This is a genomic window from Azospirillum sp. A26 (assembly GCF_042604635.1).
GTDB lineage: Bacteria > Pseudomonadota > Alphaproteobacteria > Azospirillales > Azospirillaceae > Azospirillum > Azospirillum palustre.
The window spans coordinates 811,074-825,339 of the sequence record NZ_CP170473.1 but is presented as its reverse complement, the minus strand read 5'-3'; the positions used below and the strand labels follow the sequence as shown (position 1 = coordinate 825,339).

The 14,266-nt window shown below is 67.6% G+C and carries 8 protein-coding genes; 4 read left to right on the top strand and 4 right to left on the bottom strand.

All coding sequences use genetic code 11. The features are described 5' to 3' along the window. Positions 1-140: 140 nt before the first annotated feature. Entirely contained in the window at positions 141-1,154 is a 1,014-nt protein-coding gene (locus ABNQ39_RS17785; protein WP_376962225.1) for a chemotaxis protein CheB, read from the bottom strand. 159 nt (positions 1,155-1,313) lie between these two features. On the opposite strand from ABNQ39_RS17785, the gene ABNQ39_RS17780 reads away from it, so the two are divergent. The 3 genes from ABNQ39_RS17780 to ABNQ39_RS17770 all read left to right on the top strand — a co-directional run bounded on the left by ABNQ39_RS17780 (position 1,314) and on the right by ABNQ39_RS17770 (position 6,218). Further along, on the top strand, positions 1,314-3,581 hold the full coding sequence (locus tag ABNQ39_RS17780; protein WP_376962223.1) for a CheR family methyltransferase: 2,268 nt from the start codon (positions 1,314-1,316) through the stop codon (positions 3,579-3,581). A gap of 297 nt (positions 3,582-3,878) precedes the next feature. Further along, the gene (locus ABNQ39_RS17775) at positions 3,879-5,309 is read left to right on the top strand and encodes a PAS domain-containing sensor histidine kinase (protein ID WP_376962221.1); all 1,431 of its coding nucleotides are present in this window, start codon (positions 3,879-3,881) and stop codon (positions 5,307-5,309) included. A 228-nt stretch (positions 5,310-5,537) separates the two neighbouring features. Then, positions 5,538-6,218 carry a LuxR C-terminal-related transcriptional regulator gene (locus ABNQ39_RS17770; protein WP_376962219.1) on the top strand — a complete coding sequence of 227 codons (681 nt, stop codon included), beginning with the start codon at positions 5,538-5,540 and terminating at the stop codon, positions 6,216-6,218. 18 nt (positions 6,219-6,236) lie between these two features. Here the strand turns inward: ABNQ39_RS17770 and ABNQ39_RS17765 are convergent, their stop codons facing one another. Next, entirely contained in the window at positions 6,237-7,784 is a 1,548-nt protein-coding gene (locus ABNQ39_RS17765; RefSeq protein WP_376962217.1) for a hypothetical protein, read from the bottom strand. Between the two features lie 320 nt (positions 7,785-8,104). Between ABNQ39_RS17765 and ABNQ39_RS17760 the strand changes: the two genes are divergently transcribed. Next, positions 8,105-8,320, top strand: a complete 216-nt coding sequence (locus ABNQ39_RS17760; protein WP_174473752.1) for a hypothetical protein — start codon at positions 8,105-8,107, stop codon at positions 8,318-8,320. Positions 8,321-8,449: 129 nt separating this feature from the next. On the opposite strand, the gene ABNQ39_RS17755 is transcribed toward ABNQ39_RS17760, so the two are convergent. Together ABNQ39_RS17755 and ABNQ39_RS17750 are read right to left on the bottom strand one after the other, a co-directional pair. Further along, the gene (locus ABNQ39_RS17755; protein ID WP_376962215.1) at positions 8,450-9,772 is read right to left on the bottom strand and encodes an HlyD family type I secretion periplasmic adaptor subunit; all 1,323 of its coding nucleotides are present in this window, start codon (positions 9,770-9,772) and stop codon (positions 8,450-8,452) included. 52 nt (positions 9,773-9,824) lie between these two features. Next, positions 9,825-13,928, bottom strand: a complete 4,104-nt coding sequence (locus tag ABNQ39_RS17750; RefSeq protein ID WP_376962213.1) for a peptidase domain-containing ABC transporter — start codon at positions 13,926-13,928, stop codon at positions 9,825-9,827. Between the last annotated feature and the right edge of the window lie 338 nt (positions 13,929-14,266).

Genomic DNA, 14,266 nt, shown 5'->3' with positions numbered 1-14,266 from the left:
GGGGCGATACTCAGGGGGATGGTCTTGCGACATTTCGGGGGCAGGCTCCTGGGGCCGGAACTTAGGTTCCGAATGGATCCAACCCGCCGGATGCCATCCGGTTCCAGCGGCCGGTCATCCGGTCGGCACCAACCGCCCGATCACCGCTTCTTCTGGGAGCTGGTGTTCCGGACCTCCGGCTTGGACAGCACGGCGCGCAGCAGGTCGGCGTTCCTGCGGGCCTCCTGCTTCTGGCTGTCCCAATTGGCGGCGATCAGGTCCTGGCCGCGTTCGCGGGCATAGTCGCCCAGGCGCTGGAACAGCTCCACCCGCTCCTCGTGGGTCCGCAGGGCGACCCACAGGGCCGTTTCCATCGCTTCGGCCTGCGCCGCCTCCATGCTGTCGGGGCTGTAGGCATGGCCGACATGACAGCGGAAGCGCAGCACCGGTCCGTCATGGATCTCGCTCAGGCCGCCGCCGCATTCCGGGCAGGACAGGGTGGTCGGCAAGCCGACCGCTTGGGTGTCTTCGGACACGGCTGTGAACTCCTGCTCGGCGATCCGCGCCTCGGTGGCGACATCGAGCGGCACGGGTGGGCTCGGTGGGGCCGGTTCGGCGGCCAGCCGGGACAGCAGGGCCGGCATATGGTCGAGCGGCAGGACGTGATCGGCTTCACCGTTGTCGATGGCGCTTTGCGGCATTCCCGGCCATTCGGCATCGCCCGGGTCCTGGACGACGCCGATGCCGCCGCAGCGGCGGATCGCCCGCAGGCCGGACGTGCCGTCGTCCAGGGTGCCCGACAGTACGACGCCGACGACGCGGCTGCCGAAGGCGACCCCGGCCGAGCGGAACAGCGGGTCCACCGCCGGCCGGGTCCGGTTCTCCCGCGGGCCGCGGCGGACCAGCACCCGGTCGCGGTGGACCAGCAGATGGTGGTCGGGCGGCGCCACATGGATGTGACCGGGGCGGATCGGCTCGCCATCGACGGGATGGAAGGCCGGCAGCCAGCCGGTCCGGTCGAGCAGCTGCGGCAGGACGCTGGTGGCATTAGGCGTGATGTGGAGGACGACGAACACCGTCGGGGTGCCCCCCTTCGGCATCGCGCCGAACAGGCGGGTGAGGGCGCTCAGACCGCCGGCCGACGCACCGATGGCGATGATGTCGCGATTCTCCATGAAACCAGAACAGGTCCGCCGCTGCGGCGTTTCACGATTGGCTGAATAATTCCCCGGTTCCTTCCAACAATTCCCGGGAAGGGCGTAGGTCTCCGCGCCGCTTGAGCCGGGGGCGGGCAGGCGACTAAGCTGTCCCGGACACCGTCATGACGCAGAACGATGACCAAGACGACCGACGATCCCGACAACGATTTCAACAATCTGATCCGTCACATCCAGGAAAGCCGCGGCATCGATTTCCGCGGCTACAAACGCACGAGCCTGGAGCGGCGCATCCATCGGCGGATGGAGGAGGTCGGCTGCGACGGCTTCGCCGCCTACCATGCCTTTCTGGAAGCCCATCCGCAGGAATTCGTCGATCTATTGAACACCGTCCTCATCAACGTCACCTCCTTCTTCCGCGACGGCGAGGCGTGGGAGGTGATGCGGCGGGAGGTCGTTCCCCGCATCCTGGCACGCAAGGGCGACCAGGCGCCGATCCGGATCTGGAGCGTCGGCTGCGCATCGGGCGAGGAACCCTATTCGCTGGCGATGATGTTCGCCGAGGCGCTGGGGACGGCGGAGTTCTGCCGGCGCGTCAAGATCTACGCCACCGATCTGGACGATGCGGCGCTGAACACCGCGCGCCACGCCACCTATGGGCCTCGCGATGTGGAATCTGTGCCGGAGCCGCTGCTGGAACGCTACTTCGAGCGCATCGGCAATCATTACGTGTTCCAGCGCGACCTGCGCAAATGCGTGATCTTCGGCCGCCACAATGTGGTCAGCGATGCGCCGATCTCCCGCATCGACCTGCTGATCTGCCGCAACCTGCTGATCTATCTGGAGGCCGACACCCAAGGGGTCGTCCTGCCGCGGCTGCATTACGCCCTGGTCAATGACGGTTTCCTGTTCCTGGGCAAGGCGGAGACCCAGCTGGCCCGGTCGCGTATGTTCGAACCGGTCGACCTGAAGAGCCGCATCTTCGCCAAGGTGCCGCAGGAATGGCGGCGGAGCGCCGGCGGAAGCCTGTCGCTGGCCAACGAGGCCGGCGGTCCCCGCGTCAACCAGCAGGCGCGGCTGCTGGAGAGCATCGTCGACGGCAGTTCCACCGGCTATCTGGCGGTGAATGCCGAAGGGGTGCTGATCTTCGCCAACACCCATGCGCGCCGCCTGTTCGATGTCGAGGAAAGCGACATCGGCCGCCCGTTTCACGACCTGACCATCTCCTACCGCCCGACCGAGTTGCGCAGCCGGATCGAGGAGGTGCGCAATTCAGGCCGGATGGTCCGCATCGAACACCAGCCCTTCACCCGGCCGGGGGCCGAGCCGGTCCGCCTGACCATCGAGGTGTCGCCGCTCTACAGCCGCGACGGCAAGGCCTTCGCCACGCTGCTCAGCTTCTTCGACACCAGCCGCATCTATCTGCTGCAACAGGAGATCGAGGCGGCGCAGGAAAGCCTGGAAACCACCATCGAGGAACTCCAGTCCTCGAATGAGGAGCTGGAGACGACCAACGAGGAGCTGCAGTCCACCAACGAAGAGCTTGAGACGACCAACGAGGAACTCCAGTCCACCAACGAGGAACTGGAGACGATGAACGAGGAGCTGCGCTCCACCAACGAGGAGCTGGAGGTCGCCAACGAGGAGATGCGCAGGCAGGGCGAGGAGGCGGGCGAGTATCGCCTGTATTCCGAATCGATCCTGCGCAGCATCGACGTCGGCATCATCGTTCTGGACGACAACCTCACCGTTCAGTCCTGGAACCGCTGGAGCGAGAATGTCTGGGGCCTGCGCAACGAGGAAGTGATGGGTGAGGTGTTCCTGGACCTCGACATCGGCCTGCCGGTGCAGCGCCTGCGCCGTCCGCTGCACGACATCCTGACGACGCAGGCGCCGGTCGAGCCGGTGGAGATAACAGTGATGGACCGCCGCGGCCGGCGCATCACCTGCCGCATCCGCCTGTCGCCGCTGCTCTACGACACCCGGCTGGCGCGCGGCGTGGTGCTGATCATCGAGGATGTGACGGAACGGGCACGGTCCGACGCCTTCGCCGAATATCTCGGGCGAATCATCGGGGAGTCGCTGAACGAGGTCTATTTCATCGATCCCGCCACCTTCAGCTTCCAGCTGGTCAACAAGGGGGCGGAGCTGAAGCTGGGCTATTCCCTGGAGGCGTTGCGCCAGATCGCCCTGCACGACCTGATGCCGGACATCGACGCCCTCGCCTTCACCCGGCTGGTGGGGCCGCTGCTGTCCGGTGAAAAGGCCGAGATCGTGTTCGAAACGACCATCGAGGGGCCCGACCAGACGCTGCGTCCGATGGAAATCTGCATGCAGTATTTCGCGGAGGAACAGCCGCCGATTCTCGTCGCCATGGCCCATGACGTGACGGAACGGCAGCGGATCGGTCTCGACGACAGCCGTGCGGAGGTCACCAGCCGCTGATCGTCAGGCCGGTTTGCGTGATGGAGACGAAAAGAGAAGCCCAACGGGTTTACTTGTAAACGACGGTATCAGGACCGATCGGCCTCCGATACTCAATTCCCGTCATGCTGATCGCTCTAAAGAAGCTGTCCGGAACGGCGGTTGACCGTGACAGTTTAGATAGTGAACTTACTGCTGTTTTACCTTGGCGACTTGACACAAGGTGGCGCGTTGGTGCTGCTGGCAGGGGTTGATGGAATGTCCGATGACCATGGATTCAAGATGGCGGGCCGGACCGCGGGTACCGGAATGAAGGCCATGCCGCTGGTCGTGCAACCCCTGTGGGACCATATGGACCATGCCGTCATCGTCACCGACAGCCAGCTCGATGTTCCCGGACCGACCATCCTCTATGTCAATCGGGCCTTCACCACCCTGACCGGCTACCGGGCGGACGAGGCCATCGGCCGCTCCCCACGCTTTCTGCAATGCCGCCGCACCGATCCCGCCGTGGTTGCGACCATCCGGCGTGACCTGCGGCAAAACGGTGCCGCCCGTCTTTCCCTGGTCAACCGGCGCAAGGATGGCAGCGACTATCTGTGCAGCCTCGTCATCACGCCGCTGGTGGGGGTGCGTGGAGAAACCGAACATTTCATCTGCGTGGCGGAGGCCCTGAAGGAGGACCGGACGCCCGACGCGCTGATGCGCCTGTCGGCCGAGCTGGAGCAGGCGCAGACGCTGATCGAGGATCTGGAACGACGCCAAAGCGATGCCGAAGAACTGATCGACCGGCAGACCCGTGAACTGTCGATCATGACGGAGCGCTACCGCCACTCCCTGGCGCAGCTGGATGCGATTCAGGAGAGGCTGGCCATCCGCGAGACCGCGCTGGAGCGCCGCGGCAGGGACTTCGAACGCTCGGATTCCGAATTGCACGCCTCGCTGGAAGAGTTGCGGGCGATGGACGAGGAACTGCGCACCACGCTGGATCAGATGGAGGAGGCCAATAGCCAGCTGGCCCGCACCAATGAGGAGCTGCGCCGCCTTCAGGCCGCCGATGCCGACAAGCTGCAGCTCCTGGCCTCCGCCAGCCACGACCTGCGCCAGCCGGTGATGTCGATGGGGCTGTTCCTCGACGTCCTGCGCAACCGTCTGGGCGAGGCGGAGCGGCCGATCATGGGCGGGCTGCTGGCGGCGCACCTGTCGATCCGCACCCTGCTGGAAGGCATGCTGGATACGGCGAGGCTGGATGCCGGCGTGCTGGAGCCGATGATCGAGCCGTTGCCGGTCGCGACGATGCTGGAAATCATCCATGGCGAATTCCTGCCGCAGGCCGAGATGCGCGGCCTGCGCTTCCGGGCCGTTCCCAGCACCGCCATGGTGCTCAGCGACGCCCAGCTGCTGGAGCGCATCCTGCGGAATCTCATCGCCAACGCGCTGAAATACACCGTGTCCGGCAAGATCCTGCTGGGCTGCCGCCGCTGCGGCGATTGCCTACGCATCGAGGTGTGGGACACCGGCCCCGGCATCCCCGAGCATAGCCAGCAGGCCATCTTCGAGGAGTTCCGGCAGCTCGACAACCCGAGCCGCGACCAGAAGCGCGGCGTCGGGCTGGGGCTGGCCATCGTCTCACGGCTCGCCGGCCGGCTCGGCCACGCGGTCGGCCTGCGCTCCTGGCCGGATCGTGGATCGGTCTTCTCGGTGACGGTTCCGCTTGCCGAACGTAAAAGGCGCAGGCGCCACCATTGATGGTCTGGAGTGCCACCTTCGGTTTGGAAGCTGGTTATCCCCATGCCCCCTCATGCCAGCCGACCGAACCGTTCATACTGTTGTCGCACTGGTCCTAAGGTTGCGTCATGTCCTGCGTTTCCATGGGCAGATGGCACTTTAGGCGAGTAAAGGGGAACAAACGTGGACCATCACGTGCAGCACGCTCATGACTCAGCAAAATTGGATCAGGCGTCCGACCGCCGGGGCTTGTCCGGCGCTCCCCTCAAGTTCCTGATTGTCGACGACCATGCCCTGGTCCGCTACGGCCTGTCGCTGGCCCTGCGCCAGCGCTATGAGGATGTCGCGATCATCGAGGCGGGATCGCTGGCCGATGCCGTGCGCAAGGTGAACTCCGAACCGGGTCTGACCGCCATCCTCTACGATCTTCAGATGGGTGACGCCGACGAGCACAGCGGTTTGGCTGAGATGCTGGAGGCGGCCGGCGACGTGCCGGTGATCGTGGTCTCGGGTGCGACCGACGGCAACGTCATCGCGTCCTGCATCCGCGCCGGCGCCCGCGGCTTCGTCCACAAGGGATGCGAAAGTGCGGTGCTCGACCAGGCGCTGCCGATCGTGCTGGAAGGCGGCATCTTTGCCCCGGCCCCCCCGGCCGTGCGCGGCGGTACGCCGATCCGCATTCCGCTGCCGGCCGCCATGCCGCCGGTCCGCGCCGAAAGCGACGCCGTCAACGGGCTGACCGAACGTCAGCGCGAGGTGCTTCGCCTGCTGCTGGAAGGCCAGTCGAACAAGGAAATCGCCCGCGCGCTGGGCGTGCTGGAGGGCACCATCAAGGTCCATCTGCGCACGGTGATGCAGCGGCTGGGCGTGCGCAACCGCACCCAGCTGGCGCTCGCCACCATGAAATCGGGGATCAAGCTGTCGTCCTGATCCGGCAACCGGTGGGGGCTATTGCGGCGTCGGGCCGATGCCGCGTTGCTGGGCGGCATCCAGCAGGCTGACGAGTTCGCCCGACACCCACCAGCGGCAGCGGCGGCGCTCCTCGGTCGCGACGGTCACGACGCGCTCGATCAGCCTGCTTTCCCCGACGTTCAGCTCACGGCCATCGCGCAGGGCCCGCTCGGCGATGCCCAGCAGGGTCTTGTCGATGGCCGTCACCTCGATGGGGTAGCCGGCCTCCTCCGCCAGTTCGCACAGGTCGGCCATGACCGACAGCGCGTCCTCCCGGCCATAGGCACCGATCTGGCGGAACAGGGCGGCCAGATGCTCCCCGATTGCCGTCAGCCAGGGGTTGGTCGAGGCGGCGATGCCCCGGCGGCGCAGCCGGTGGTTGAAGCCGTTGATGAAGCGCACCGGGTCGATCAGCGGCCGGGCCGAGGTGCTGGCGTTCAGCGTCAGAAGCCGGTGACTCAGCACCGGCACCACCTCTCCTTCGACCAGCCCGGTCACCCGGCCGACGGCGGCCGAGACCGCCGCCCAGTTGCGTCCGCCGCGCTCGACGCCGAAACTCTGCAACGCGTCGTACCAGCGGAAGGCGCGCTCCTGCAGGCGGTCCACCGTCTCGCCCGCCGTCAGCTGCGGCGGGGCAGGGCGGCTGAGATGCAGATCCTCCAGCTTCTGGCGCAGGCACTGCCAGGCGAACTGCACATGGCCGACCGCGGCCTCCACCAGCGCCGGGCTGGGCGACATGCCATGGAGCGCCAGTGCCTGATCGGGATCGCGCGACCCGTTGATCAGGGAAAGCGCATAGTGCATCGCGCCGTCGGGCGAGCCGTGCTCCGCCATCTCCGACACGGCGTGCAGGATGCCGATGGTGTCGCGCGGGCGGACCATGCCCTTCCACAGCGGCGCATGATCCAGCATGGACTCCAGCATCGCCAGATCGCCCATCGACAGCGGCGCCACGCCCGCCAGCCCGCGCTTGCGCAGCAGGGTCAGCCGTTCGGAGTTGGCGGTGGCCAGCAGCGGCCCGGCCACGCCGCGCTGGCGCAGGACGGCCAGCGAGCGGACGCGAAGCTCTTCCGCCCAGTCCGCCGCGGCGGGGGAGGCGAGGACCCTGTCCAGCGGATGTTCGCTGGCGCGGGCGGCGATGTCGGACTGCACCCGTCCGGCCAGTTCGCGCAGATGCGGCAGCAGCGCGAACCACCAGGCGCTGGCGTCGACCACATGCATGCAGCCGGGCGGCCGGCTTTCCGCCAGCATCAACTGGTCGGTGCGCAGCATCACCGGATCGAACCAGCCGGTCCAGATGCGGCGCGCATGTTCGGTACGCGGGCCGTTCAGCATGGCGACGATCAGCCGGCCGACCTCCACCGTCATCTGGTCGTCTTCCAGATGCCCGGCTTGCACCAGTTCGAACAGCTTGGACTTCTGTGCCCGGTCCAGCGGAGCCAGAATCGCCTTCACCTTGTCCAGGCTGACGGCAGCCGGATCGGGTTCGACCGCGCGGAGCGGAGCGGTCTGGAGGGAGGCGCTGCGGTTGGGGCGGCCGGCCATTGGCGTTCACGGGCGCTGCTGAATCGCGGCAATTTTAGGTACTGGCACGAATGATTGCTACTGGTATGTCGTGACATATTCTGTCGAGCTGTGTCGGAGCCGTTGCTTGCAGCACCTCCGCAACTTTTGGCCGACAGGCCGACACAATTGAAACGAGATGCATCAAATGCATTCAAAATTTATTTCATTTAAGCGCTAAATGGTCCCTTCACACACGTGTTCCGTACACCCATTATGGGGGCAGGCATCGCCTCCAGCATCAAGGCGCTTAAATGGTTCCGCAGCAGATCGCCGACACCGCTCCCAGGTTGTTCAAAGTCATGACCCAGGCCGACTCCCGCAAGGCTGAGAAGATCGGACCCGAGCAGGCGGCAGACGATTTCGTCGCCCGTCTCGCCGCGGCCGGCCTGTCGGCCGATGAGCGGGCCGAGGCCTATGAAGCGGCGCTGAAGCAGCTGATGGGACACCTGATCCGGCAGGAAGGCTGGCTCGCCGAGGAATTCACCGCCGTCGCCCGGTCGCTCGGCGCCTACTGACCCTTTACACCGTTCCCATGTCGGCCGCCCGTCCAGTCAGGACCGGCGGCCTTTTTGCGTTTGTGGAGCGTTTGCAGAGGGTGGCCGCCGTCCCCTCTCCCCGGCGGGAAGAGGGGACGGCCGATATCCTCACCGCTCGTTGAAGCTGTCGGACAGGGCGAAGTAGATCGGCTTCAGCAGATATTCCAGCAGCGACCGTTCGCCGGTGGGCAGCTCGACCTGGGTGGTCATGCCGGGAAGCACCGGGTGCTGGATGTCGTCGCGGCCGACATGGTTGCGGCTGAGCGCAACGACCGCCTTGTAATAGGGGCGGTGCTGCTCGTCCAGGAAGGTGGAGGCGGAGATGCGCAGCAGCTTGCCGGTGATGGCGCCGTAACGGGCGAAGTCGTAGGTCAGCACCTTGACCGTCGCCTCCTGCCCGACCTGGAGATGGCCGACGTCGCGCGGGGTGACATGCGCCTCCACCGTCATTTCATGGTCGACCGGGACGACCTGCATCAGCACGCCGCCTTCCGGCACCACCGCGCCGATGGTGTTGACCCGCAGATCCTGCACCAGCCCGCGCACCGGCGACAGCACGGTCAAGCGCTGGGCACGGTCGTCGAGCTTGGCGCGGGCCTCGCGCAGTTGGGCGATCTCGGCGGTGACGGTGCCCATCTCGGTGACGGCGTCCTGCGACAGCTTGGCCGACTGGTCGAGGATGCGGTTCCCGGCCTCGGTGATCGCTTGGCCGGTGGCGATGATCTGGCCCTCGATCCGCCGCTGCTCGCCCATCAGGCGCGACTGCTCGCGCTGGGTTTCCAGCGATTGCAGCTTCGACGACAAGCCCATCGATTCCAGCTTGTTGCGGATGTCGACCGATCCGGTGATGAAGGTGATCTGGTCCTTGATGTTGGCCAGTTGCCCCTCATACAGCGCCAGCTCCGCCTCGCGCTGCGACACCTGGGCGCGCAGGACAGCGATGGCGGTGTCGCGGGCCTGGCGCTGGGTGTCGTAGATCAGCTTCTGGTCGGCGACCTGCGACTCCGTCTGCGGCGTGTCGGGGCCGGAAACGCGGGCGAAATCGGGGGCCCGCCCGGCGGCGAAGGCGCGCAGCCGCTCCGCCCGCAGTTCCAGCGTCAGCAGACGGGCGTTCATCTGCTCGCGCTCCGCCTGGACCTGCTTGGGATCGAAGACGAGCAGCGGCTGGCCGGCCTCCACCAGATCGCTTTCCTTGACCAGGATGGACGACACGATGCCGCCCTCCAGATGCTGGACGACCTGGGCGTTGCCGGACGGGACCACCTGCCCGGCGGTGACGACGGCCTCCTTGACCGGCATCAGCGTGGCCCAGGTCAGCAGGGCCGCCATCAGCAGGACCAGCACGACGATGGTGGCGCGGACCAGCGACAGCGTCGCATCGTCGGCGCTGAGCGATTTGCCGGTGGGGCGGGCGAGGTCTGAAGCGGCCATTTTGCGGTTCACACGGGACTGGAGGAAAGAGCGAAAGGCGTCAGCGCCCGGATCAGCGTTGTGGCGTGGCGGCGACGCCGGGCGGGCGTTGCAGCCCGATCCCACCCAGCAGCGCCCCGGCGATGCCGTTGGCGACGCTGTTGCCGCCACCAGGGCCGCCTCCCGGGCCTGTTCCGGGACCGACCGGACGGGGGCCGGGCAGGCCGCCGGCCGGGGCGGCGGGGCCGATCATGCCGGCATCCATGGTCAGCACCGTGTCGGCCAGCGTCAGGTGGCTCGGCCGGTGGGTGACCAGGAAGATGGTGCTGTGGCCGCGCAGGGCGGCCAGCGCCGCGTGCAGCGCCTTGTCGCCCTCGAAGTCCAGCCGGCTCGCCGGCTCGTCCAGCAGCAGGATGCGCGGACGGCGTATGTAGGCGCGGGCCAGACAGATCTTCTGGGTCAGGCTGGGCGACAGGCGCAGCGACTGGTTGTCGCCGATGCGGGTGTCCAGCCCGCGCGGCAGCGCCTCCACCTCGTCCAGCGCGCCGGCCAGCGACAGCGCCCAGCGCAGTTCGGCCTCGTCGGCAGTCTGGTCGGCGAAGCGCAGGTTCTGCGCGATGGTGCCGTAGAACAGCGAGCTGGCCTGCGGCACATAGCCGATGGACTTGCGCAGGTCGACCGGGTCCATCTGGCGGATGTCGACGCCGTCGACGCGCACATTGCCGGCCTGCGGCGCATAGAGCCCCAGCATCACCTTCAGCAGCGACGACTTGCCGGCGCCGTCCGGCCCGACGATGGCGACGATCTGCCCCGGCTTGACATTGAACGTCACGCCGACCAGCGCCGGATCGGCATCGTTGCGGTAGCGCAGCGACACGCGCGAGAAGGACACCTCGCCCTTCAGCCGGCGCGGCTGCAAGGTGGCGCAACGCGGCTCGCGCTCCGGCCGGATGCTCATCAGACCGTTGATCTGGCGGGCGTTGGCACGCAGCTGCTCGATGCGCGGCAGCATGGAGACGGCGGTCTGCAACGGCACCATCACCCGCCACAGCAGCATCATCGACGCCATCAGCGCGCCCGGCGTCATGGTGCCGGCGAAGACCTGGAGGGCGCCGACGCCGACGGTAGCCAATCCCGCCACCGGCACCACCAGCCCGGCCAGCGCCGCATGGGTCGCCGACAGGTTGGCGGCGGTGTGGCCCGACCGGGCGGTGCGGGCCGACAGCCGGTCATAGCGGTCGCGCCAGTGGGCCAGCCCGCCGATGGCGCGCAGGGCCGGCATCTTGGCGACCATCTCGACGAAGAATTCCTGCCGTTCGGTGTCGGCGCGCGCGGTGGTGCCGGTGCGGGCGCGCACCAGCGGGTGGACGGCGGCGCCGATGGCGGCGGTGACCAGCACGGCGGCCAGCGGGACGAGAGCCAGCGGTCCGCCCAGCACCGCCATCACGCCCAGATAGAACAGGGCGAAGGGCACGTCGAACAGCGCCGCCACCTGCCCCTGGCTGATGAAATCGCGGATCGACTCCAGGTCCTTCACCCGCGCGATCTGCGTGCCGATGGCCGCCCGCTCGCTCATGCCGACCGGCAGCATCAGGATGCGGTCGATGGTGGCGTTGCTGACGGTGCGGGCGATGCGCGAGCCGGCATGGGCCAGCGCCCGGCCGCGGATCTGGCGCAGGGCGAAGTCGCCGGCGATCACCAGGAAGGCGCCGACGGCGATGGTCGCCAGCGTGTCGAACGACCCGGTGCCGATCACCTTGTCATAGATCGCCATGGTGAAGAGCGGGGCGGCGACCGACAGCAGGTTGATGACGGCACTCAGCCCCAGCACCGCCCACAGCAGCGGGAAATAGGCGTGGATGACCGAACCGACCCAGTTCTGGTTCCCGGCGCCGGAGGCGGTCTCCAGCGGCGTGAAGACGTAGGCCGTGCCCTTGCCGTAGTTCAGCGTCACCGTTTCGCGGGACTGGCCGCTGAAGGCGGTGACGCCGTCGGCATCGGCGGACAGCAGCGTGTAGATGCCGCCGTCGCGGGCACGGAACAGGCAGGGCAGCAGCGACGGCTCCGGCCGGCCGAGGTCGAAGCGCAGGCTGCGCCCCTCGAAATGCAGGCGCTGGAACACGTCGCACAGCTCCTCCACCGTCTGCACCTCGGAGAAGTGGGGCAGGGCTTCGGCCAGCGTCTGCGGCGCACCGCGCCAGCCCAGCGCGTCGAGCAGCGGCACCATGCAGGCGCCGACGGCCGATGCCTCGGCCAGCCGGCGGCGCAGGATGTCGCCGTCGTCATGGGCGGCGCGGATCGGCTCCGCATCGGCGCCGGCCTCGGCCTCTGGTGCCGGGGCGCTGGAGACGGGAGCCACCAGCGCCGGCTGTCCGCCGACGGCCTCGGCGGCAGGGTTGCGGGCCACCGCATGGCCGTCGACGATCTGCACCACCCGGTCGGCCAGCGACAGCAGCGATGGGCGGCTGCTGACCAGCAGGATGGTGACGCTGCCGCGCAGCTCGTCGAGCGCGCGGCGGAACGCCTTGTCGGACTCGACGTCGAGCGAGGAATTTGGCTCGTCCAGCAGCAGGACGGCCGGCTCGCGGACCAGCGCGCGGGCCAGGCAGATCATCTGCCGCGCGCCGCGCGGCAGCGCCTCCTGCGAGGCGTCGCCGACGATGGTCTCGTAGCCCTGCGGCAGGCTGGCGATGCGGCGGTCGAGGCCAAGGCGCCGGCAAACCTCCATCGCCAGATCGGCCCGGCTGGGGTCGAACAGCGTCAGGTTCTGCAGGATGGTGCCTTTGAACAGCTCCGGATGCTCGCCGACATAGACGACGCCGCCGATGCCGATCATGGCGTCGGCCCCGGTCAAGGTGCGCACGCCGACCCGGACCTCGCCGGACCGCGGCCGCAGCACCCCCAGGATCAGGCGCAGAAGCGTCGTCTTGCCCGAACTGTTGGTCGCCACCACGCCCAGGAACTCGCCCGGCCCGACGCTCAGCGACAGGCCGCTCAGGATCTCCGGTCCGCGGTCATAGGCGAAGGTGACCTTGTCCATCTCGATGGAGCCGGGAGCCAGCGGCGTGGCGACCGCACCGTCCGACTCGGAATTTCCATCCCGGCCGGCCGACGGTGCGGCGCCGTCGGCTCCGACCTCCAGCAGGACATGACCGATGCGGCGCAGGGCCAGCGACACCGACTGGTAGCGCACCCAGCGGTCGAACAGCGCCTGCACCGGCTGCACGCAGCGCCCGGCCAGCATCGAGCAGGCGGTGAGCACGCCGGTGGTCATCGCCCCGTCGATCACCGACACGCTGCCCAGCAGAACCACCAGCATCATCGTCGACTGCGCCAGCGTGCCGGCGACGACGGAGGCGGTGCCGCTGAGGCGGGCGACGGTGAAGTCCTCCTCGCTGCACCCTTGTTGCAGGCGCTCGTGACGGCGCAGCAGGCCGGCCTCGGCCCCCAGGCCCTTCACGGTGTGGACGCCGCCCAGCACCTCGCTGATGAAGTTCAGGCGCCGCTCCTCCAGCGTGTGGCGGCTTTCCAGCGCCCGGCGCATCCGCCGGCCCAGCACGGCGCCGACGATCAGGAAAAGCCCCAGCACCGCCACCGGGATCGCCGCCAGCCAGCCGGCCAGCAGGGCGATCAGGCCCAGGTAGAGAATGGCGAAGGGGATGTCGATGGCCGATTGCAGCGCCTGGCCCGAATAGAATTCCCGCACCAGCTTGATGGCGCGGTAAACCTCGAAATGGGTGCCGATTCCCTGTTGGGAAAAGGCGTTCAGCGGCATGTGCATCAGCCGGTCGATCAGCGACGCGCTTGACTGGTGCTCGATCCTCGCCCCCATCCAGGTGGTCAGCGCCGAGCGCGCCACCCGCAGGATCGCCTCCATCACTGCCGCCGCCCCGCAGCCGATGCCGAGCAGAAGCATGGTGCCGTAGGATTCGTTCGGCAGGATGCGGTCATAGACGTGCAGCAGCGTGACCGGCAGGGCCAGCCCGAAGATGTTCAGCGCGAAGGATGCGAGGATCAGCATCCCCCGGTCGCGGCGCGGGCCCAGCATGCCGGACAGCAGGCGCCGCGCCGCCTTCTCGGCAGCCCGGTTGCTGTCGGCCCGGTCCCGGCCGGCCGAAGCCTTGGCCGAGTCGGCGGACGATGTGGTGCGGGAAGTGGGCTGAGGGGCGGGCTGCAAGCGGATGGACCTGTTTCACGGAGTTAACCGAGCGCTAATCAACACCATATTTGCTAGTGATAGGTAAATCCGCGAATAGCAACAAAAGGCAACCGAGTGACAAAGTGCTTTGCCAGCGGCCCTTCGGAGCTTGCGCTAAAGCGGTAAAAACCCAAGCGCCCCAAGGGATTTTGTTGCCGCCAGCGGTTTCGGAGCGGTGGTCCCATCCGGCGGTTCAGCGTCCAAGCTGTTGAAACTCATCACAGGATGTTTCTTATCACAAGCAAGTAGGAGCGTTAGAACCTAGGGTCGTGACACGTGGTGCGGTGCGATTTTGCACCCGATTTATGGAGCGGTCA